14 protein-coding genes and 3 pseudogenes are annotated in these 21,236 nt (G+C 60.5%); 2 read left to right on the forward strand and 15 right to left on the reverse strand.

The genetic code is table 11. The annotated features are described in order from the left end of the window. The first annotated feature begins 131 nt into the window (after positions 1-131). On the forward strand, positions 132-1,058 hold the full coding sequence (locus tag FFH90_RS16170) for a glyoxylate/hydroxypyruvate reductase A (RefSeq protein ID WP_026286404.1): 927 nt from the start codon (positions 132-134) through the stop codon (positions 1,056-1,058). Between the two features lie 29 nt (positions 1,059-1,087). Here the strand turns inward: FFH90_RS16170 and FFH90_RS16175 are convergent, their stop codons facing one another. The 11 genes and pseudogenes from FFH90_RS16175 to FFH90_RS16225 form a co-directional block, all read right to left on the reverse strand. Next, positions 1,088-1,453 carry a hypothetical protein gene (locus FFH90_RS16175; protein WP_138867576.1) on the reverse strand — a complete coding sequence of 122 codons (366 nt, stop codon included), beginning with the start codon at positions 1,451-1,453 and terminating at the stop codon, positions 1,088-1,090. Positions 1,454-1,696: 243 nt separating this feature from the next. Next, positions 1,697-3,550, reverse strand: coding sequence for a polyurethanase (locus tag FFH90_RS16180; RefSeq protein ID WP_138867577.1), 1,854 nt, complete (start codon positions 3,548-3,550; stop codon positions 1,697-1,699). A 97-nt stretch (positions 3,551-3,647) separates the two neighbouring features. Beyond that, on the reverse strand, positions 3,648-5,345 hold the full coding sequence (locus tag FFH90_RS16185; RefSeq protein ID WP_138867578.1) for a polyurethanase: 1,698 nt from the start codon (positions 5,343-5,345) through the stop codon (positions 3,648-3,650). A gap of 23 nt (positions 5,346-5,368) precedes the next feature. Continuing rightward, positions 5,369-8,416 (reverse strand): autotransporter serine protease, encoded by a 3,048-nt coding sequence (locus FFH90_RS16190; RefSeq protein ID WP_138867579.1) that lies wholly within the window; start codon positions 8,414-8,416, stop codon positions 5,369-5,371. 66 nt (positions 8,417-8,482) lie between these two features. After that, positions 8,483-8,740, reverse strand: a pseudogene (locus FFH90_RS30145) (autotransporter domain-containing protein); the annotation flags it as partial. Beyond that, positions 8,736-9,239, reverse strand: a pseudogene (locus tag FFH90_RS16200) (S8 family serine peptidase); the annotation flags it as partial. The pseudogenes FFH90_RS16200 and FFH90_RS30145, both read right to left, overlap by 5 nt. 180 nt (positions 9,240-9,419) lie before the next feature. Continuing rightward, entirely contained in the window at positions 9,420-10,784 is a 1,365-nt protein-coding gene (locus FFH90_RS16205) for a TolC family outer membrane protein (protein ID WP_138867582.1), read from the reverse strand. 2 nt (positions 10,785-10,786) lie between these two features. Continuing rightward, on the reverse strand, positions 10,787-12,136 hold the full coding sequence (locus tag FFH90_RS16210; RefSeq protein WP_138867583.1) for an HlyD family type I secretion periplasmic adaptor subunit: 1,350 nt from the start codon (positions 12,134-12,136) through the stop codon (positions 10,787-10,789). After that, positions 12,133-13,920, reverse strand: coding sequence for a type I secretion system permease/ATPase (locus FFH90_RS16215; RefSeq protein WP_064618015.1), 1,788 nt, complete (start codon positions 13,918-13,920; stop codon positions 12,133-12,135). The genes FFH90_RS16210 and FFH90_RS16215 overlap by 4 nt, the downstream gene beginning before the upstream one ends. 211 nt (positions 13,921-14,131) lie before the next feature. Continuing rightward, positions 14,132-14,554 (reverse strand): AprI/Inh family metalloprotease inhibitor, encoded by a 423-nt coding sequence (locus FFH90_RS16220; RefSeq protein ID WP_111453381.1) that lies wholly within the window; start codon positions 14,552-14,554, stop codon positions 14,132-14,134. Positions 14,555-14,621: 67 nt separating this feature from the next. Beyond that, a complete protein-coding gene (locus tag FFH90_RS16225; RefSeq protein ID WP_138867584.1) occupies positions 14,622-16,070 on the reverse strand; it encodes a serralysin family metalloprotease in 1,449 nt (482 codons plus the stop codon). A gap of 514 nt (positions 16,071-16,584) precedes the next feature. Here FFH90_RS16225 and FFH90_RS16230 point away from each other — a divergent pair. Continuing rightward, positions 16,585-17,616 carry an NAD(P)-dependent alcohol dehydrogenase gene (locus tag FFH90_RS16230; RefSeq protein WP_064618017.1) on the forward strand — a complete coding sequence of 344 codons (1,032 nt, stop codon included), beginning with the start codon at positions 16,585-16,587 and terminating at the stop codon, positions 17,614-17,616. A 73-nt stretch (positions 17,617-17,689) separates the two neighbouring features. Here FFH90_RS16230 and FFH90_RS16235 read toward each other — a convergent pair whose 3' ends face one another. The 4 genes and pseudogenes from FFH90_RS16235 to FFH90_RS16250 all read right to left on the reverse strand — a co-directional run bounded on the left by FFH90_RS16235 (position 17,690) and on the right by FFH90_RS16250 (position 21,197). Continuing rightward, positions 17,690-18,775 (reverse strand): polyamine ABC transporter substrate-binding protein, encoded by a 1,086-nt coding sequence (locus FFH90_RS16235; protein WP_019579015.1) that lies wholly within the window; start codon positions 18,773-18,775, stop codon positions 17,690-17,692. Positions 18,776-18,834: 59 nt separating this feature from the next. Beyond that, a pseudogene (locus FFH90_RS16240) lies at positions 18,835-18,918 on the reverse strand (cupin); the annotation flags it as partial. Between the two features lie 5 nt (positions 18,919-18,923). Next, entirely contained in the window at positions 18,924-20,330 is a 1,407-nt protein-coding gene (locus FFH90_RS16245; RefSeq protein WP_138867585.1) for an FAD-binding oxidoreductase, read from the reverse strand. Positions 20,331-20,381: 51 nt separating this feature from the next. Continuing rightward, positions 20,382-21,197: an AraC family transcriptional regulator gene (locus FFH90_RS16250; protein WP_086944249.1), complete on the reverse strand. Its 816-nt coding sequence runs from the start codon at positions 21,195-21,197 to the stop codon at positions 20,382-20,384. Positions 21,198-21,236: the final 39 nt, after the last annotated feature.

Raw genomic sequence — 21,236 nt, forward strand, 5'->3', positions numbered from 1 at the left:
TTCAGCCCGCCGAATCTGCCGATGCCGGGTCGATACAAGATCACACAACCCGTTAAAGCCGCTGCTTTCGACAGATCCTGCGCTGGTATTGCGCGATGATGGGCAGCCCCTTCACCTTTCAGGAAATGCCCATGGCCCTGCTGTATAAAGCTGACCCTGTGCGCGGCAAACAGTGGCAAGCGCTGTTTGCCGAACACGCCCCGGATATTGAATGGCGCGCCTGGCCGGACATCGGCGACCCGAAGGACATTCAATACCTGGCCGCGTGGCAGGCACCTGACGATCTCGACGTTGTGCTGCCGAATCTGCAAGTGCTGTTTGCCTTGTCCGCCGGCGTCGATCAACTCGACCTCGGTCGCTTGCCGGCGAGCTTGCCGGTGGTGCGTCTGCTGGATCCGGGCATCACCCGTGGCATGTGCGAATACGCGACTTTTGCCGTACTCAGCCTGCACCGCGACATGTTGCGCTACCGCCAGCAACAAATGGCCCGCTGCTGGCAGGCGCACTTGCTGCAACCGGCGGCCAAACGTCGGGTCGGGGTCATGGGGCTCGGTGCCCAGGCGCAGCAGATTCTGGCGACCTTGCAACCGCTGGGCTTTGCCTTGTCTGGCTGGGCGCGCAGTGCCCATCACATTCCGGGGGTCGATTGCTATGCCGGCAACGCGCAACTGTCGGCGTTCCTCAGCCAGTGCGACATTCTGTTGTGTGTGTTGCCGCTGACCGAACAGACCCAGGGCATTCTTGATCGCAACCTGTTTGAGCAACTGCCCAAGGGCGCGGCGCTGATCAACATGGGCCGTGGTGGGCATTTGATCGAAGAGGATCTGCTGGAAGCGCTGGACAGCGGGCACTTGAGCGGCGCAGTCCTTGATGTGCTGCAACAGGAACCGGCACCGGTAGATCATCCGTTCTGGCACCACCCGCAGATTCTGCTGACGCCACACATCGCGGCGATGACCCAGCCGGAAAGCGCGTTCGGAGTGTTGCTGGAGAACATCCGCCGGCATCAACGGGGTGAGCCGATGCTCGGCGAGATCGATCGCGCGCAGGGTTATTGAACGCCGATGCAGTAACGGGCGCTCGGTGTTTAGTGGGTGCCCGGAATGCTGTTATCGCAGGAAATGTATTGCCCGCCACGCCGAAGCAGTTGTTCCTGCATCCGCTGGCAGCGCTCCTGTTCCTGCTGCATCGAACGATCAATGCTGATGTTGCCGGTCTTCTCCGGTTGTTTGCCATCGCCCAGGCGCAACGTCACCCAGGGCTGTTCCGGCTGGAGCTGGAAGCGGCTTTTTTCTTCGATGGGCTTGGCGGTTTCGGTTGCTGGCGGTTTCGGCAGTTGATCGGAGGTGACCCCGTAACGGGTCAGAATCGAGCTCTGAGGCAGTTCTGCGGCGGCGGCTGCCGATAACAAGGCCAGCGCCAGACCGAAGGTGTACCTCTTGCTGTTACTCACGTTGCAAAATCTCCTGTACTCAATGGCGGCATGCAGCTATAGCGTTATAGCGTAACGCATGAGAGGGCTGATGCTTTAGTGCCAGTTCCTGTTGGTGCAGGTATTCGAGTCCGGGAGCGGTTGGTGAGTCACGGAGACAACCGCGTTATCGTTCTTTGCGGGCAAGCCTCGCTCCTGCATTGGAATGCATTCCCTGGAGCGAAGCTTGCTCGCGAAGAGGCCCTTACCGGCGCCGCCTCACCCTCAGGCGATCACAATGCCGCTGCTGGACAAACTGTCCAGCCCAACGCCTACCAGGGTCACCGAATCACTGCCAAACGTCAGCAGCGTATCCTGCCCCACCGCCGTGGCATGGGCGCGGAAGTCGTCGTTTGGCGCAACGCCCTGAACCCCGAGGAACACCAGTTTGTCGTTGGCCTGGTAGCCCACCACCCGGTCCTGGCCAAACGCGCCGCTGAACAGGAAAGTATCAATCCCGCCGCCCGACTCGATCAGGTCATTACCCGCCCCGCCGACAAACACATCGTTGCCGGCGCTGCCGATCAAGTGGTCATTGCCGTCCAGGCCAAACAACCAGTCGCCCGTTGCATGGGCCTTGAGGGTGTCGGTGCCGGTGGTGCCCTTCACGCTCGAGGCGTACTGGGTCAGGTTGCTGTCGACGGTGAGGCCATTGGCGGTGACGCTGTGGGTCACGTCATCCTTGAACAGGCCCCAGAGCAACCCCGGCTCCTTGGTGACGATGCTGCCGATGTCGCGGGTGATGCTGATGCCGCCATTGGCGTCGCGCACGTACAGGTTGCCGACACCGTCATTGGCGAAGACGAAATTCTTCACCGACTGCTGCAGGTCCAGCACGTTGCTGCCCTTGCCGCCCAACAGGATGTTGTAGCCACCACTGTCGCGGAAGGTGTCGTTACCGTCGCGGCCTTCGATGTAGTCGTTGCCCTTGCCGCCCTGGATCAGGTCATTGCCGTCGCTGCCGATGATGAAGGTGCTGCCTTTGTGGGTTTCGGCGTTGCGGTTCAAGTCCTGGACCCAGGTGTTGGCTCGCGCCGGGTCCGAGAGGTTGGCGACGATGATCGTCGAGTCCTTGCTGGTCAGGTCGTAGAACTTGGACTCCAGCACCCGGGTCATGCCGTCGCCGTAACCGGTGGGCAAGTGTGAAATCCAGGTGGCGATGTTGGTGATGGAATACGGCAACACATTCCACGCCGTCGAGGCGTAATGGTCGTTGAAGCTGACGATGTTATCGGTCGCTGAATCCTTGGGAGCATCGTGCACGCCCACCGAAGCCAGGTTGAACGACGAGCCATCGAGCGCGCGGAACACCGGGTCGTTTTCATAACCGATGTTCAGCACTTTGTCGCTGCTGCTTTGGGTCGGTGAGGCGTAGGCGATGTAGTTGGAATCCTGATAGAACCCGGACCATTTTTCGCTGCTCAAGTCCGCCAGGCTGTTGACCGCCAACCCGCCGAGGCTGTGGCCGCTGACCAGCACGTCCTTGCCCGCAAGGCCATTGGCCTGGGCAAACGCCGCGACTTTGCCGAGCAAATTGCCGAAGGCTTCGCCCGCGTAGTTTTTCGCGTAATCCTTGGGGCCGAGCGCCGCCAGCAGATCGTTGATCACATCACCGATGGAATCGCCGATCTGGATTTCCCTTGGGCCGCTGGTGCCACGAAAGGCAATGCCGATTTCCGTGAGATGACCCTGGGCGTCGTACTTGCCGAGGATCTCCACTTGCGCGCTGGTGTAACCGGCCTTCTCGCCGAAGAAGGTTCCGCGAGCGTCGGTCTTGCCGTCATAGCCCAGTTGCGTGGCCGTGATCGGGGTCCAGCCGGCCTTTTGCACAGCGTCGAGCGCGGCCTTTTCCGAATCGGGGTTCCAGGGAATGCCGGGAATCACGCCCTGGGAGTCGGTGCCGCCGATCAGCGCGGTCACGAGGGTGGCCGGCAAGCCCAGGCCGAAACCGTTTTGCTGGTAACCGGTGGCGAAACCGTTGTCGAGGTTGTGATAGGAATACAGCATGATCGCCATGGCGTCGCTGAACAACGCCTTGGAGTCTGCTGCGCCGAAGTTCTTGTAGTCATACACACCCATTGCTATTGCCTCTCTCTTTGTTGGAATTGTCAGAGATAGCTCACAGCCAGGACGCCTCGATCACGAGGCGCCCCGGAGCCTCTAGTGCATGCCGCCTTTACGCAAACGTAATTCCCGAAGCCGACAGGTTATCCAGTCCCACCCCCACCAGCGTCACGGCGTAATCGCCAATCTTCAGCACCGTGTCGTTGCCGGCCTGTGAAGCGTGCTGGGTGTAGTCATAGCCCTGCCCCGCGCCCTGGACGCCCATGAACACCAGTTTGTCGCTGCCCTGGTAGCCATTGATCGCGTCGAAACCGAAGGCGCCGCTGAACAAAAAGGTGTTGCCGCCTCCCGAGGCATGCATCACGTCATTGCCCGTGCCGCCGACGAAGGTCACATGGCTTTTATCGCTGCGCAGCAGGTCGTCGCCGGCATTGCCGAACAGCCAGTCACCGTCGACGCTGGCCACCAGCGTGTTGCTGAAGGCATCGCCGTTGAGCGAATGGTTGTAGTGGGTCAGTTCCGTGCCATTGAGCAAGCCATTGGCGGTGACGTTGTAGGTCACCTCCTTGCTGCCCCACCACGAGCCCGATTCCTTGCTCACCAGCGCGCCGATGTCGCGGGTCATGCTGATGCCGCCGTAGGCGTCGCGCACATACAGGGTGCCGTCGCCGTCATTGGCAAAGCTGAAGTTCTGCAACGGCTTCTGCAGTTCGAAGGTGTTGCTGCCCTTGCCGCCCAGCAGCAGGTTGTAGCCGCCGTCATCGCGGAACCTGTCGTTACCGTCTCGACCTTCGATGAAGTCATTGCCGGCGCCGCCCTTGAGCCAGTCATTACTGTCGGTGCCGATGATGAACGTGCTGCCGGTGTGGGGCTCGCCGCTGCGGCCCAGGTCCTCGACCCAGGTAGTGCCTCGGGACGACTCCGACAGGTTGGACACGATCAGTGTCGAATCCTTGTCGGTGAGGTCGTAGAAGCGCGAGTCGATCACCCGGTTCAAACCGTCGGCATAGCCCAACGAGCCGTGGGCCGACCAGTTCAGCGGGTTGAGGATGCTGAACGGCACCAGGTTCTGCGCGGTGGACGCGTACTGGTCATTGAAGTTGACGATGTTGTTGGTCGCCGAATCCTGATGACCGTCGTGCTTGCCCAGCGAGCCACTGCTGAAAGTGGTGCCGTCGAGCACGCGAAACACCGGGTCGTTCTCGTAACCGATGTTCAGCACGTTGTTGTCGGTGGCGCTTTGGGTCGGCGAGGCAAAGGCGATGTAGTTGGCGTCCTTGAAGAAACCACCCCAGTTATTGCCGCTCAACTCCGCCAGGCTGTTGACCCCCAGCCCACCGAGACTGTGCCCGCTGACCAGCACGTCCTTGGCGCTCAGGCCGTGGGCGATGGCAAACTCGGCGACGCTTTTGAGCAAGGTATCGAAGGCGTTTTTCGCGTAGTTGCTCGCGTAATCCGCCGGTCCGACCGCGGCCAGCAGATTGTTTTTCATGTCGCCGAAGGTGTCGCTGTAACCCAGGCCGCCAGTGCCACGGAACGCAATGCCGAGGCCGATCAGCTGCCCTGCCCCGTCGTATTTACCGAGGATTTCGGCTTCGGCGCTGGTGAAACCGTCCTTCTCGCCATAGAAGGTGCCTTGAGGCCCCACCTTGCCCTGATAGCCCAGGGCTGCAGCGCCAATCGGCGCCCAAGCGGTCGCTGGCAGTGGCTGGCCGGTGGGCGTGTACGCGTAGAGCGTCAGCGCGATCGCGTCGGAGTACAACGCCTTGCCGGCCGCACTGCCGGCATTTTTGTAATCAAACAGTCCCATGTTGTGGCTTCCTTTGCGTCAAATCAGAACTGCCAGTCCAGGGTCAGGCCCACACCGTGGTCTTTTTCCCGGGAGCCGAGCAGCCCGTTGTAATCCAGGTTCAAACGGGTATCGCGGCCCAGCGCCAGTCCGGCACGAGCCCCGACCACTGCCGCATCGCGGTCCATGGACACGCTTTGCACGCTGAACGCGGTGTTGCCGTTGACGAAGGCCAGGTGGTCTTCGGAACGGGTGCTGCTCAGGTTGTGCTGCCAGCCGAGCGTGCCGGACAGTTCCAACTGATGCTGGTCGGACAGCGCAATGGCTTTGCTCGCCCGCAGACCGAGGGTCGAGAGCACCGCATCGCGGTTGTTTTCGCCGCTCTTGAGTGCGGCGGCATCACCTTTTTCGCTGAAGCTGTCGCTGTTCAAATGCACGTAGGCCAGGTTGGCGAACGGCTCCAGTGCCAGCGGTTGCAGGTCCAGGCGATAGGCCGCTTCGGTGAACAGTTGTGCGGTGGTCGCATCGCGTTTGGATTTCTGCTTGCCGCTGACGTCACCGAATTGCAGGTCGCGTTTGACGTCGATGCGATGCCAGCTGTAAGCGCCGCCGACACTCAGGCGCAGCGCGTCGATCTCATGGCCCAGGTAGGCGCCCAAGTGATAGCTGTCGACGGAAGCTGAAGAGTGCGTGCCATCGCCCATGCTCAATGAGCTGTCGCTGTAACCAGTGACGAAACCCAAGCGCGTATCTTCAGTGATCAAGCCATCGACACCGGCCAGCAACCCGCCAATGGAGCTGTTAGAACTGGCGTTGTCATGCCCGCCATCGCTCTTGCCCCAGGCGCCGAGCACTTTGAGCCAGGCATTGCTGCGGTCATCGGTCGGTGCGCCGGCGTCGAACAGATCATGCTCGCGCAAACGTTCGCCGACGGCATCGCGCAGGTAGTGGCTGTCGTTGATCAGCAGCGTGCCGATCGCCGGATGAATCTCGCCAGACAGCTGCTGGAACGCTTGTTGCGCGACAGCGGCGGTCGGCGACAGCAGCAGGGTTTCGTACAGCGGATTGCCTGCCCCCAGTTGCTCGGCGGCAGCGGCCACGGCGCGTTGGTTCGGGGTTTGGCCAACGCTGGTGAAGGACGTCGCATTACGCTCGACGGCCAGTTGAATGCCGTTGGCCGCGTAGTCGAGGGTGCCACCGATAAACAGGTAATCCGGCAGCACTGCTCCGAAGCGCCCTTCGATTCCGCCGGCCGCTTGCAGGATGTTGTACTGATTGCCGAGCAGGGTTTTCGCCTCGCCGGTGGTCAGCAGCGTCGGGCTGTTTTCCAGCGACAGGCTGACCGTTGCGCCGTCAATGATCGCCTTGCCGCCGGCGATGATCCGGTCGCTGCTGGTGGGCGACAGTTCTACGGCGTAGGTCGAACCAGGTTCGAAGGTCACGTCGCCCGCCACCTGCAAGGTGCCGATGGAATTGCCGGGGGCTACAGTACCGCCGCTTTTCGCGGTCAGTGCCGCGATGCTGCCGTTACCGCCAAGGATGCCGCTGTTGTTGACGGTGACGGCCGACAGCAGCGAACCGTTGATCGCCAATCGGCCCTGATTGACCAGGGTCGGGCCGGTGTAGGTGTTGGCGCCGGTCAGCACCAGCGTGCCGATGCCCTGCTTGGTCAGGCCGCCATGGCCGGAAATGTCGTTACGCCAATAGTCGAGCCCGCAATGCACGTCATTGCACACACGCTCGGTGGGTTTGCCAGCATCGATGATCGCGCCGATACCCGGCAAGTCCGCGACAAACTGGCTGGAGCCGTAGGCGCCGTTGATGCGGAACTCCTCGGGAATGTCCTGCTCGGTGACGAACATCGCCGGGCCATCGATGCCTTTGCGCAGGTTGATCATGCCCCAGCCGTACAGTGCGTCGACGCCGGGTGCGCCGAGGTCGGTGGCGGTGGTGCGCAGCACGCTGGCAACTTGCGCGCCGGTCATGTACGGGAAGCGTTCCATCAACACTGCCACCGAGCCGGCAACGTGCGGCGCCGCCATCGAGGTGCCGTTGTAGTTGGCGTAGCCGGTGGTCAGGTTATCGGCGTTGGTGCCACTGATGATCGAGCTATAGATGCGGCTGCCCGGTGCCGACACGCAGAAACTCGCGGTGTAGCCGCAGCGCGACGAGAAGGTGCTGATGGTGTAGAGGTCGGGGCTGTTGATGTCCGGGTTCTTCTGCAACGCGGCGACGGTCATCCAGTTCGGCGCGATCTGGGGGACGAAGTAACCGAGGCCGGCGATGGCGTCCGGGTTGTTGAGGTTGTAATCGTTGCCGGCGGCGAAGATCGTGACGATGCCGCTGCGGGCCGCCGCAATGGCGCCGTCGTAGGCAGCGCCGGGTTTGGTCCCGAGCAAGGTCTGGATTTCGTTGAATTGCAGTTGCGCGTCCTGCACGGTGAAGTGCGGGTATGCCGGGTCCCGGCCTCCGAGGTCGAAGCGGTCGGTGATGCCGATGCCCCAGCTGTTGTTGATGATCCGCGCGCCGCTGGCGATAAGGGCGTCCCAGCCGGCCTTGTACACCGCGCCGTCGTTGCCACGGATGATGCCGTCTTCCGGGCCTGGGTCGCCGTTGTCAGCGCTGATGATTTGCGCGCCAAAGGCGACGCCGTGCATCGGTCCGCCATCGCGACTGCCCGCGGCGATCCCGCCAACGTGGGTGCCGTGGGCGCCGAGTTTGCCGTTGGAACCTACTGAAGGCGAACCGTCATAGAGAAAGGCGTCCCCGGCTTTGACCGGAATGTATGGGTCGGTGTACTCGCGGATGCCGCTGGTGACCTGGGTTATTACCTTGTTGGCCCCGGAAAACTCCGGGTGCAAGGCGTAGACCGGCTGGTCGAAGATCCCCAGTTTCACCCCTTTGCCGGTGTAACCGGCCGCATAGGCCTCCTGAGCGTTGATCGCCCCCAGCCCCCAGTCGGCGTTGAACTCCGCGCTGCGCCAACTGTTCGGGTCACCGACCCTGCCGTTTTCCACGTAGGGTGCCGCGTGTGCGGTGCCCAGGGTTGCCAGTGCACAGAGCAAGGCAAGTTTGTTGTACTTGTTATCCATCAAGCTACCGTCCTTAGTTGTGTTGCAAAGATCCTTGGGCCTTCAAAGGCGTGTCTTGTCCTGCTACTAAAACTGCCAATTGAGACTCAGCCCTACTCCATGGCTCTTCTCGCGGCTGGCCAGTTGGCCGGTGTAATCGAGGTTCAACCGAATATCCCGACTCAAGACCAGGCTGGCATGGGCGCCCACCAGCGCCGCATCACGAACCAGCGGCGAGCTCTGCACCGCGAACGGTGCGCCACCGCTGGCAAACACCAGGTGTTCTTCGGAGTCGGTGTTGCTCAGGTTGTGCTGCCAACCGAGGCTGCCGCTCAGGTCCAGCTGTGAAGTAGCGCGGGTCGGGGTTGGGACCGAACAGGAAACTGTCGTTTTTGTTGGTGTTGCCGACGTAGATTTGTGCGTTGAACGCCACGCCGTACATGCCGCTGCCATCCCGGGACGCGCCCATGGTGCCGGTGACGTGGGTACCGTGGGAGTCGTTGTGGGCGTTGAGCGTGCCGTCGATATTGAGCGCTGAACCATCGACATAGCTGCCGCTGGCCGTCACCGCGTGATAACGATCTGCGGCGAATTCGGGATGGCTGGAATCGAAACCGGAATCCAGCGCGCCGATTTTTACGCCTTTGCCGGTGATGCCGGCGGCATAGGCTTGATCGGCCTGCATCCACCCCAGGCCCCAATCGCGCTGGAACTCCGCCGAACGCCAACTGGCCGGGTCACCGAGGGTGCCGGTTTCCAGGTACTGCGCCAGGGCCGAACCCGGCGCTGATGAAATCAAGATCAGCAGCGTGCCGACCGACATCGGCTTGATCTGTACGTCCATGTGCATGAAATCTCGCTTTCTTGGCGTTTTTAGAGTTCTAGGCCCCGGTCCCAGGGGCGAGGTGTTGCTGTGATTCTGTGGCGAGGGAGCTTGCTCCCGTTCGGTTGCGCAGCAACCGCCATTGGGTCTGCTTCGCAGCCCAGCGGGAGCAAGCTCCCTCGCCACACTGTTTTCTAACGGCTACTGTGCCCTCGCGCCCTGGCCGAACGCCTCATCCACCTTGGCCAAGTCCTGTTCGTTCAAGGTGCCCGCGTAGTAATGCAACTTGGTCCAGGCCATCAGATAGTCGTAGCGTGCCTGCGCCAGATCCCGGCGGGTGGTAAATAGTTGTTGTTCGGCATTCAATGCGTCGAGGTTGACCCGTTCACCACCCAGAATGCTTTGTTTGGTCGAGACCACCAGCGCTTCGGCCGAGGTCAGGGCCTTCTGATAAGCGCGCAGCTTGTTGACCCCCGACAGGCAGGCGCTGAACTGGCGGCGCAGCTGGATCAAGGTTTCCCGGGTCTTGCCGTCCAGCTCGTACTCAGCCTGTTCCATGTTGCGGCTGGCCTGCCGGGTCGAGGCCGAGACGCCACCACCGGCGTACAGCGGCATATTGACTTCAATACCGATGGTGTTGGTGTCGTAGCGCTGGTTGTAGGTGTTGCCGCTTTCCGATTCGTTCTGGCGCATCGAGGCGTAGGCGCTGACTTTCGGCAGGTGCCCGGCGCGGTTGCGTTCGACTTCATAGCGCGCCACTTCCACCGCCTGGCGCTGGGAAGCCAGGTTCGGGTTATTGGCCACCGCCATCTCGTGCCAGGTGTCGTAGTTGGCCGGTTGCAGGGTGAAGGTCTGGAAGTTCTGATCCAACGGCGTCAGGTCGCCAATGTCGATGGCGGCTACACCCACCAGGGCGCCCAGTTCCCGCAGAGCCGCATCCTGTTCGTCCCGCGCCTCGATTTCCTCGGCGGTCGCCAGCTCGTAACGTGACTCGGCTTCGAGGATGTCGGTGCGCGTGCCTTCCCCTTGGCGGAACATCTGCTCGTTCTGCTGGAACTGCTCCTCGAAGGCTTTTTTCTTCGCGCGCGCGATGTCGATCTGGTCCTGGGCGAACAGCGCCTTGGTGTAATTCTCCAGCACGCGAACCAGCAGTTCCTGGCTCTTGCCACGGAAGTTTTCATCGGCGAACAGCGATTGCGCCACGCCTTTGCGATACGCAGCGTAAGCCTCGTAATCGAGCAACGGCTGTTGCAGGGTCAGGGTCGAGCCGTAACTGCTGTAGTTGCGATCTTCACTCTGGCTGTTACCGCGGGCATTCAGATTGGTGGCCTTGGAGGAGTTACGCCCCTTGTTGTAGTTGTAACCCAGCCTCGGCAACAGCCCGGCGCGGCCGATGTCGCGGTTTTCGAGGCCGGCATCGCGCTCCTTGATGGCACCGAGGAACACCGGATCATTGCGTAACGCTTGCTCGTAGATGTCGAACGGCCCCATGGCCATTGCGCTGTTGCACGTCAGCAACGCCAGGGTCGCTGCGAGCAGGGAAAGCTTATTCATACAACCGAACATCCTTATTCCTCGGTCAACGCGGAGCCTGCCCGGTCGAGCAGCGGTTTGAACAGATAGTTGAGGAGTGAACGTTCACCGGTGCGCACGAACATTTCTGCCGGCATGCCAGGCTTGATCACCAGGCCGTTGAGTTTTTCCATCGCCTGATCGCTGACGCTGCTGCGCAGCACGTAATACGGCGCACCGGTTTTCTCATCGACCATTTGGTCGGCGGAGATCAGGCTGACTTCGCCCGGCACTCGCGGGGTGCGGCTCTGGTTGAACGCGGTGAACAGAATGTCCACCGGCAAGTGCGTGCCGACCTTGTCGATCAAGTTGATCGGCAAATGCCCTTCCACTTCCAGGCTGGTGCCTTGCGGGACAATCTCCAGCAGGTTTTCGCCCTGGCGTACTACCGCGCCTTCGGTATGAACCCCAAGGTTGACCGCAATGCCATCGGCGGTGGCGACGATTTCGCTGTGTTGCAGGTCGAAGCCGGCGGAAGTCAGCTGCTCTTCCAGGGTCACGCTTTTGAGCTGCGCGTCGGCCAGTTGGCTGCGCACTTCCTTCTGGTATTCCTCGCTGTGCTGTTGCAGCTTCAGTCGGGATTCGAGGATGCCCTGCTCCACCCGGCCGCTTTCGCCGGTGTTCTCTGCCAATTGTTGCTGCACTTGCGACAGCTGACGCTGGTACTCCATCAAGCGGTTGCGCGGGATGTAGCCGTTGTCTGCCAAGGGCTGCAGATTGCTCAACTGTTGTTGCAGGGAACTGGCCTGGGCTGTCAGGTCCGTGCGCGCGCGGCGCATGCCGGCCAGTTGCGCGCTGGCGCCTTCGATGTTCGCGCGCAAAGCGGCTTGCTCACGGGAAAACGCTTCGCGGCGGCTGCTGAACAATTGCCGTTGACCTTCGAGCACCAACGCCAGGCGCGGATCGGGATCGTTGCTCAGTTCAGCGGGGAAATTCACCTGCTTGAGGTTGTCCCGTTCACTCTGCCAGCGCGCCAGGCTGGCCCACGCCATGCGGTATTGCGCTTGCAGCGATTGCACGTCGGCCGCGACCTGGGTCTGGTCGAGGCGGAACAGCGGCTGGCCTTGTTTCACCACTTGGCCTTCACGCACCAGAATCTGGCTAATCACGCCGTTGCTCATCGATTGCACGGCCTTGCGCTTGCCCGAGACCACCACGGTGCCCTGCACCGGGATGCCTTGGTCGAGTGGCGCGAGGCTCGCCCAAGTGAAAAAACTGCCGGCGCCGACAATCGCCAGAATCCAACCCATGCGGGCGAAGAAACGGGCATCGCGCTCAGGGCGTTCGGCAATGTAATCGTGTTCCATCGTCGCTTCGCTGTCGTGGTTCATGCGTGTGCTGCTCATACACCCGAATTCCTGGTCGTGGGCTGATACTGCCGGCTCATGCTGAGCCCGCCCGGTGCCTGCGCGGCTTTTTCACGTGATTGTTCCTGGGTAGCCGACGGGTTGCCGGCAAGCGCCTTGAGCACGTCCTGGCTTGGGCCGAAGGCTTGCAAGCGACCTTCGTTGAGCACCAGCAACTTGTCGGCCTGGGCCAGGGCCGAAGAACGATGGGTGACCAGAATCACGCTGGTGCCCCGGGCCTTCATGTGTGCGATGGCGCCGGCCAGTGCCGCTTCGCCGACGGTATCGAGGTTGGAGTTCGGTTCATCCAGTACCACCAGGCTCGGATGGCCGTACAACGCACGAGCCAGGGCCACCCGTTGCTTCTGGCCACCGGATAAACCGCTGCCGTCTTCGCCGAGCACGGTGTCGTAGCCCTGGGGCATGCGCAGAATCAATTCATGGACGCCAGCCTGTTGCGCGGCTTCGACGACTTTTTGCGGGTCTGCCTCACGGAATCGGGCGATGTTTTCGGCGATGCTGCCGCTGAACAATTCGATGTCCTGGGGCAAATAGCCGATATACGGGCCGAGGTCGTCGCGGTTCCAGCGATGAATGTCCGCGCCATCGAGGCGCACCGTGCCGCCCAGCGTCGGCCAGACGCCGACCAGCACCCGTGCCAGAGTCGATTTACCGGAGCCGGAAGCCCCGAGCACGCCCAGCACTTCGCCGGCGCCGAGGTTGAAATTGACCATGTGCAAGGTCGCTGCCCGCTGCCCCGGCGGGCCGGCGCTGACTTGCTCGAACGTGATCTGGCCTTTCGGTGCCGGCAGCGCCATGGCCTCGTCACTCGCAGGAAAGGCTTGCAGCAAGGCGTCGAGGCGGCGGTACGCGAGTTTGGCGCCGCTCCACTGTTTCCACACGGCAATCAACTGATCGATGGGGCTCAGCACCCGGCCCATCAAAATGGAGCCGGCGATCATCATCCCGGCGGTCATGTCGCCCTTGATCACCAGCAAGGCGCCCAACCCCAAGACCAGGGATTGCAGGCACAGGCGCAGGGTTTTGCTCAAGGAACTGATGACCGCGCCGGTATCGCTGGCCTGATTCTGCAGGCCGAGAAAACGCGAGTGCACCCCGAACCAGCGCTTGCGCAATGCACCAAGCATGCCCATGGCTTGAATGGTTTCGGCGTTATGCAGATGACTGGTGGCCAGTTGGCTGGATTTCTGGGAAAACCCTGCCGCTTCGCCCAAAGGCTTTTTGGTCATGGCCTCGTTGAGGCAGGCCAGCCCGATCAGCAGCACCGCCCCTGCGGTGGCCAATACGCCGAGCCAGACGTTAAACAGGAAAATCACAAACAGATAGACCGGGAACCATGGCGCATCGAAGAAGGCAAACAGCGCCGGACCGGTGACAAACTGGCGAATATGGGTCAAGTCGCCCAGGGATTGCCCGGCGTTGCCCTCACCCTTGAACAGGTTGCGCTCGAAAGCAGCCTGATACACCCGCAGGTTGAAACGGCGCTCCAGTTGGCTGCCGATACGGATGACGATGAAACTGCGCACAGTCTCCAGCAACCCGATGAAGGCGAAGAACCCGACCACCATCAGCGACAACATCGCCAGTGTGGTTTCGTTTTGCGACGACAGCACCCGGTCATAAACCTGGAGCATATAAATCGACGGGACCAACATCAGAACGTTGATCAATGCGGTAAAGCAGCCGACGCTGATCAAGATGCTCTTATAGTCGCCCAGTGCCTTGAATAACGGTGCGGTGGCCGGGCTCTTCGCCATCTTCATTGGTTTTTCCTGAGGTATTAAGCCTCGCCTCACTTGGCAAGGTTCCAATTAACTGTCCGCACGCGGGTCGAGACATTCTCTTGCCGGTTATCGCTGACAGATTAATAACAACTCTTTTTAAACTTTAAAGAGTCCCGGTTATTGATCTGCTGCTTATAACTGCAATAACGGTCTTTATATTCAGCACTGCTATCGGTCCGACGCTTTTCGCTTATTGCGCTGCGCGCTTAAGCGTAATAATCAGCCCCGACTTCAAGGTGCTTTTATAAAGCCCCTCATGCTGTCGGCTGAAAAACACAATTCTTGAGCCTTCTTCCCCGGTCACGGCAATGCCGTCCGGCTCCGGGAACCAGCCCATCGCCGATTTGTTCAGCCAGGCACTGAAGCAATCGGCCCCCTCACCCAGGGTCTGGTCCGATTTAAGCTCTATCGTGCAGACATTCGACGGTTTGTCCTGCAGCGCCTGAGACTCGGGCGAGTCTTGCGCGGTATTCAAAATGGCTTGCCATTTGCCGGCGAGCTCCGACGGGTCGGCTAATTTCAGACTGCTTGCCATGGCTACTTCTCCAAGAAACATCATCAGCGTCGCTAACAGCCACGCGGTTGTTTTGCAGGTAAAAGCGTTCTGGGTCATAGGGCGTTTTACTCTGGATCGGGGCAGAGAGCGACGCGTAAAGCGCCGCCCTCCTTTATGCCTTGAATCAGGCCACGATGTCCGAGAACGCCGCCTGGCCAACGGTGCTGACCAGGAAATCAGCCACACCGTGCCCGGAGAAGTCCACCGACAACAGGCTGTTGCCGCCCGAAGTGGTCAACACTGCATCGCCTGCCGCACCGGTGAACGAGTTCACGAAATGCAGGCCCGCGCCTTTGGTGATGCCGGTCAGGTCGATCTTGTCCAGGCCGCTGACAAAATCGAGGATCTGGTCGACCGCGCCTGGCTTGGAGTCGCTGCTGGCCGCGAACACGAAGGTGTCCGAACCCGAGCCGCCCCACAGTTTGTCTGCACCGCCCGCGCCGAAGAGGATGTCGTTGCCGGCACCGCCCTTCAGTTCGTTGGACACACTGTTACCGATCAACAGGTCGCTACCCGAGCCGCCAATCGCGTTCTCGATCGTGACGCCTTTGGCGATGGACACGTTGCCCACCAGGCCGCCAACGTCGGAGAACGAGGCTTCATTGAGGTTGATCTTCTGGTTCTGGCTAAAGCCGGAGAAATCCAGGGTGTCCTTGCCGCCCGCATCCCACACCGAAAACACGACTTTGTCCGACGAGGAAGATGCGCTCAAGAAGTCGCGACCGGCGTTGGAGTTGAAGCCGTAGGTGGTGTCACCGGTACGGGTGATGGTGTTGGCACCGTAGAGCTTCTGGATGGCCGCGATATCGTCCATCAGCGGGCCGGAAGAATACGCTTCCACACCGCCCTTGCTGAAGTTCTGATCGGTATTGCTTTCACTCCAGTAACTCATGACGCTATAACCGCGGGTGTCTTGCCCGTAACTCGCGTCATTGTAGGTCGGTGCACCTTCACCGGCGTTGTAATCGCCAGGGTGGGCCAGCCCCAGGGTATGACCGATTTCGTGGGTCAGGGTCTGACGGCCGTAGTTGTTCAGGTCCGGCGTCTTGTTCGGCGTATAGCTGCTGTTGGTCAGGTACCACGAAGTACCGTCATAACCGGCGCCCGTGCCAGGCAGATAAGCGAATGCCGCTGCGCCATCCTGACCACCGCTGTAGTTGCCGAAGGTCATGTGACCGTCACCACCGGAGGACTTCTCGGTGAAGGTGACGTTGGCCACGTCGGCCCAGGATTGCATGGCGAGCACGGCCTGGGCTTTCTGTTGCGTATTGAACTGGCTGAACCCGGTAATGCCGTGCTTGTTCATGGTGCTCGACGAGGCCGAGGTCAGGAACGTGTAGGTAAGTTCGATTTTGCCACTGCCGTCCTTGTCCTGGTAAGCAGCGCCGTCACGCAGCAGCTGGGTAGCGGCCTGGTCGACGGAGAAGGAGGGTTTGCCATTGACCGTGAGATTGCCACCCCGATCATACTGATGGCTGAAACTATCGATCTGGTTGTAGGCAGAACTGGCGGCAGCCAATGGTGCAAAGGCCTGTTCGGCAAGATCAATAGCGTTGTCTTTTACTTTCGACATAAACACACTTCCTTGTTTAGCAATGGAACAGTTTTTGTCCGATACGACAATCTCTGGCGAGATCGTCCTATCACTCGCCCAATGAAGGCGTATGAAAACTGACACAATTCGAAATCAAACGTCTACATTTTTTTTGACGTCAAATTGAACTGTTTCGCAGAACTCCAGCAAACATTGCTTGTGCTGTCGAAAGATTGTTCTTAGTACAGGGTTTCAGCCGGATTGTCCGACAATTTCATATTTAAATATTAAATATTGGTAAGTTGTTTTTTTGTTGATTGGCTCTCTTTTTTTGGACTTCTTAGTATCAGTGCCAGTGTATTGATATCAATCAAATTAAACGTCCAGTTAGTTGCCGCAGTGGACAACGACAGGGCTCCGACGACCCGTTAATCCCGGCACCGCCCTCAGACCATGCTCGTGATTGCGGCCTGCTAGACTGATTACGCTCTGGCTTGCCAGGCCACCGCATCCGAACGGCCAAAGTCCCTGTCTCCTGATCTGGAGGTATCCCATGAGCAACAGTACCGAACTCACAACTTTTACCGGCTGGGCCGCAACATCGGCAGGCGCGCCGCTGGAGCGCTATAGCTACGACCCCGGTCCATTGGGCGCCGAGGAGGTGGAAGTCGCCGTGGAGTATTGCGGCGTCTGTCACTCCGACCAGTCGATGATCGATAACGAATGGGGCCTGAGCCACTACCCGTTTATCCCTGGCCACGAAGTAGTCGGCAGTATCGTGCGAGTGGGCGCACAGGTACGCGGTCTCGAAGTGGGGCAACGGGTGGGCATTGGTTGGTACAAGGGCAGTTGCATGCATTGCTCCTCGTGCATCGGAGGCTCCCACAATCTGTGCAGCACAGTCCAACCCACCATCGTTGGCAGCAATGGAGGCTTCGCCGATCGCCTGCGTTCGCACTGGGCCTGGGCGCTTGCGATACCGGACGGACTTGACCCGGCCATGGCCGGACCGCTGTTCTGCGCAGGCTCGACGGTGTTCAACCCGCTCGTGGAATTCGACGTCAAGCCCACTGACCGGGTCGGTGTCGTGGGAATCGGCGGCCTCGGTCATCTGGCACTACGCTTCCTCAACGCATGGGGTTGCGAAGTCACGGCCTTTACCTCGTCGTTGAGCAAGCAGGACGAAGCCAGGCGCCTGGGCGCGCACAACGTGCTCGCCTCTACCGACAGCAACGCGCTGAAATCCATTGCCGGCACCCTGGATTTTCTCCTGGTCACCGCCAACGCCGACCTCGACTGGCCGGCCATGCTCGGCACGCTGCGCGGCAAGGGTCGCCTGCACTTTGTCGGCGTCGTGCCTGGCGCTATTCCAGTGCACGTATTCAACCTCCTGCCCCAACAAAAGAGTGTGTCCGCCTCGCCGGTTGGCTCGCCCAGTAACACAGCAACCATGCTTGAGTTCTGCGCCCGGCATCAGATCTTGCCGCAGGTCGAACACTTTCCCATGAGCCGGATCAACGACGCCATTGATCACCTACGCAGTGGCAAGGCGCGTTACCGCGTCGTGCTGGACGCCAGCAAATGACAGACTGGCGCGTCGGGTAATACCGCACGCGCCTTTTGCCATCGCTACTCGAGAGGTGTTGCAGGCAGACCGATCAGCTACCGGTCCTGATCTTGTTCCACACCCGCGTCCGCACCCGGTCGATGTTCAACGGCATCGCCTCAAGGGCAAACAATTTGCCCATCATTTCCGGGCTCGGATACACCTTGGTGTCGTTCTTGATCGCCGGATCGATCAGGTGGTCGGCCTGTTCGTTGCCGTTGGCGTAGTGCACGTAGTTGCTGATGCCGGCCATGACGTCGGGACGCAGCAGGTAGTTCATGAACGCGTAACCGGCTTTCTCGTCCGGGGCGTCGGCGGGCATGGCGACCATGTCGAACCAGATGGCCGCGCCTTCCTTGGGAATCGAATAGCCGATGTCCACACCATTCCCGGCTTCCTTGGCGCGGTTTTCCGCCTGGAGAATGTCGCCAGAGAAGCCGACGGCCACGCAGATATCGCCGTTGGCCAGGTCGCTGGTGTATTTGGACGAGTGGAAATAGCTGACATAGGGCCGGACTTTCATCAGCAGCGCTTCGGCCTTTTTATAGTCTTCGGGGTTCTTGCTGTGATGCGGCAGCCCCAGGTAATTCAACGCCGCCGGCAACAGTTCGGGCCCGTTGTCGAGGATCGCAACGCCGCACTTTTGCAGTTTTGCCATGTTCTCGGGTTTGAAGATCAGGTCCCAGGAATCCACCGGCGCGTTGTCGCCCAGCACCGCCTTGACCTTGGCCACGTTGTAGCCGATGCCGGTGCTGCCCCATAAATACGGGAAGCCATGCTCGTTGCCCGGGTCGTTGGCTTGTAACGTTTTGAGCAACACCGGGTTGAGGTTTTTCCAGTTCGGCAGCTGGCTCTTGTCGAGTTTCTTCAGGGCCCCGCCCTCAATCTGTCGGGCCATGAAGTGGTTGGACGGGAATACCACGTCATACCCGGATGTGCCGGTCATCAATTTGCCATCCAGGGTTTCGTTGCTGTCGAAGACGTCGTAACTGAAGGCGATACCGGTTTCTTTCTGGAAGTTTTTTGTGGTGTCCGGGGCGATGTAGTCCGACCAGTTGTAGATTTTCACGGTCTCGGCGGCCTGACTGAGCGTCGCGACGAGCGCAAGTGGAGCAAGCGTCAGTGTCTTTCGGATCATGGGTCGATTCCTGTATGGGTTGTTTTCTTTTTATTGGAGAACTGGCAGGCAATCAGAGATCAAAAAATCAAAACGTAGGTCTTGCGCACGGTTTCCTGGATGTCCCAGATGCCGAGGCTGTTGGCTGGCAACATCAGTGCATCGTCGTTCAGCGCATGAAACCTTCCATGAACCCCGCGACCCGGCCGGCCAGTTTGCGACGCCAGGGCGCGGTGTACGGATTGGCCAGGGTCTGGTCTTCGTGAACGAAGCTGCGGATGATTGCGTTGTAGCCCAGCCAGCGGCAGGGCTCCGGCTCCCAGGCCTTGAGCGCGTCGAGACCGCCCTCCGCAATCACCCACGGCTGGCGCACCAGTTCGGTATCGCGCCGAAGAATCAGATCGGCCAGCGTCCGCCCGCCGAGGTTGCTGGCACCCACGCCTTCCCCGCCATAACCGCCCGACAAGGCGATGCCGCTGGCCTGATCGCAGAGCATGTGCGGCTTGAAACGCCGGGACATCCCCAGGTTGCCGCCCCAGGCGTGGGTGATTCGCACGTTCTTGAGCTGCGGGAAGAGTTCACCGAACAGATAGCGTCGTAACTGCACTTCGCTGGCGCTCAGCTCGAAGTCATGGCGCAACTTGCCGGCAAACTGATAGCCGCCACGGGCGCCAAACACCAGACGGTTGTCGGCCGTGCGCTGGCCGTAGGTGACCTGGCGGCTGCTTTCGCTGAACGCCTGACCATGGCTGAGACCGATGTCGTCCCAGGTCGCGGCGGACAGCGGTTCGGTCGCCACCAGTAAACTCTGCACGGGCAATTGATAACGACCCAGCGGCGGCAACGTGACTGCGTAACCTTCTACCGCCGGCACGATCCAGCGGCTGCGAACCTGCGCGCGGGCGGTACGCAAACTGCCCGACTGCCACTGGGTGACCGGGCTGTTTTCATAAATTTTGACCCCCATGCGCTCCACCGTCCGTGCCAGACCTCGCACCAACTTTGCCGGGTGAATGGTCGCCACGTGCGGTGCATAGATACCGCCATAAGGTTTGGCAATTCTGATCTGTTGCGCCAATTGCTCGGTGTTGAGCCAGCGGTAGTCGGCCTCGGTCAGCCCTTGGCGGTAGAGCGCGTCCAGATAATCACGCAGGCTGGCTTCCTGCTCCGGGTAACGCGCCGCACAGTAAAGCGCCCCGCCCTTGCGGTAATCGCAGTCAATGCCTTCTCGTTCGAGGACGATCTCTACTTCATCAGGGATGCTGTGCAACAGCTCGAAAGAGGCGCGACGTTGTTCCGCCGGTAGTCCGGCGAGCAAACGGTCTTCACCCAGCAGATTGCCCATCAACCAGCCGCCGTTACGGCCCGACGCACCAAACCCCGCGGTTTGGGCTTCGACGATGGCGATGTTCAGTCCCGGCGCCAGGCGTTTGAGGTAGTACGCCGTCCAGAGCCCGGTGTACCCGGCGCCAATGATGGCCACGTCGACGTCCAGGTCCTGTTCCAGCGCCGGGCGCGCCAGCATCGGCTCGTCGAGTTGATCCATCCACAAACTGATCGTTCGCCACGCTGCCATGCAAGACTCCGCCACTCAATACTTCGATGGCGTCGATCCTAGTGCGTGGGCTCAGGGGCCGTCTTGCGCGCGTGCACGCAAAGAAATTTGTTTGGCGTAAGCCTTGGGCGACAGACCGGTGTGCTGGCGGAAACAGCTGTAAAACGCCGACAGCGAATTGAAGCCTGCGGCAAAGGCCAGCTCATCGATACGCAGTGGTGGAGTGGCGCTGTCCAGTGCCGCGAGCAAATGCTGCAACCGCGCCTGATTGACGTAACGGTAGAAGCTTTGGCCGAGCACCTGGTTCAACAGGTAGGAAATCTGATTGCGGCTGTAACCGCACTCCTTCGCCACCCGTTGCAGGTCGAGTTCGGGATCCAGATACGGCTGCTGTCCCTGGAAATACTGCTGCAAGTCTTCGGCCATGAAACTCAGCTGTCGCGGTGACAACCCGAGCCGACTGACCGCCGGGCGCAGGTTGCGGGCGGCTTTGCCGGATGTTTGTTCATGTACAAGGGTGGCGTATTCATTGACCCGCCAGATCAGCCCGTCACGTACGGTGATCGCCTCGCTGGTCCGAAACGACACCAGCCCTTCACCGCCGCGAAGGGTGATGCGGTATTGAATGAACGCCGTGTTGCCATCCAGTCGAATACGGTCCGAGTGCTCCAGCGCCTCATCCGGATCCCGGGGCATGCTGTCGCGCACGTAGTCGCGCAACGCGTCCAGCCCCATCACGCGGTTCTGGAAAAAGTCGTTGTACTGAATGTCCGGGTGATAAAGCGCCATCACACCATCCAGATCGCGGTGCTTCCAGCGCAGGTGGTAACGCATGACCGTGTCGCCCGTGGCCTGGGTTTGCGACGGACCATCATCATCGGCGTGCATAGAGGACTCGACGAGAAAAAATCGAGCTTGCCGAAGTTC

The organism is Pseudomonas sp. ATCC 43928, from assembly GCF_005938665.2.
GTDB lineage: Bacteria > Pseudomonadota > Gammaproteobacteria > Pseudomonadales > Pseudomonadaceae > Aquipseudomonas.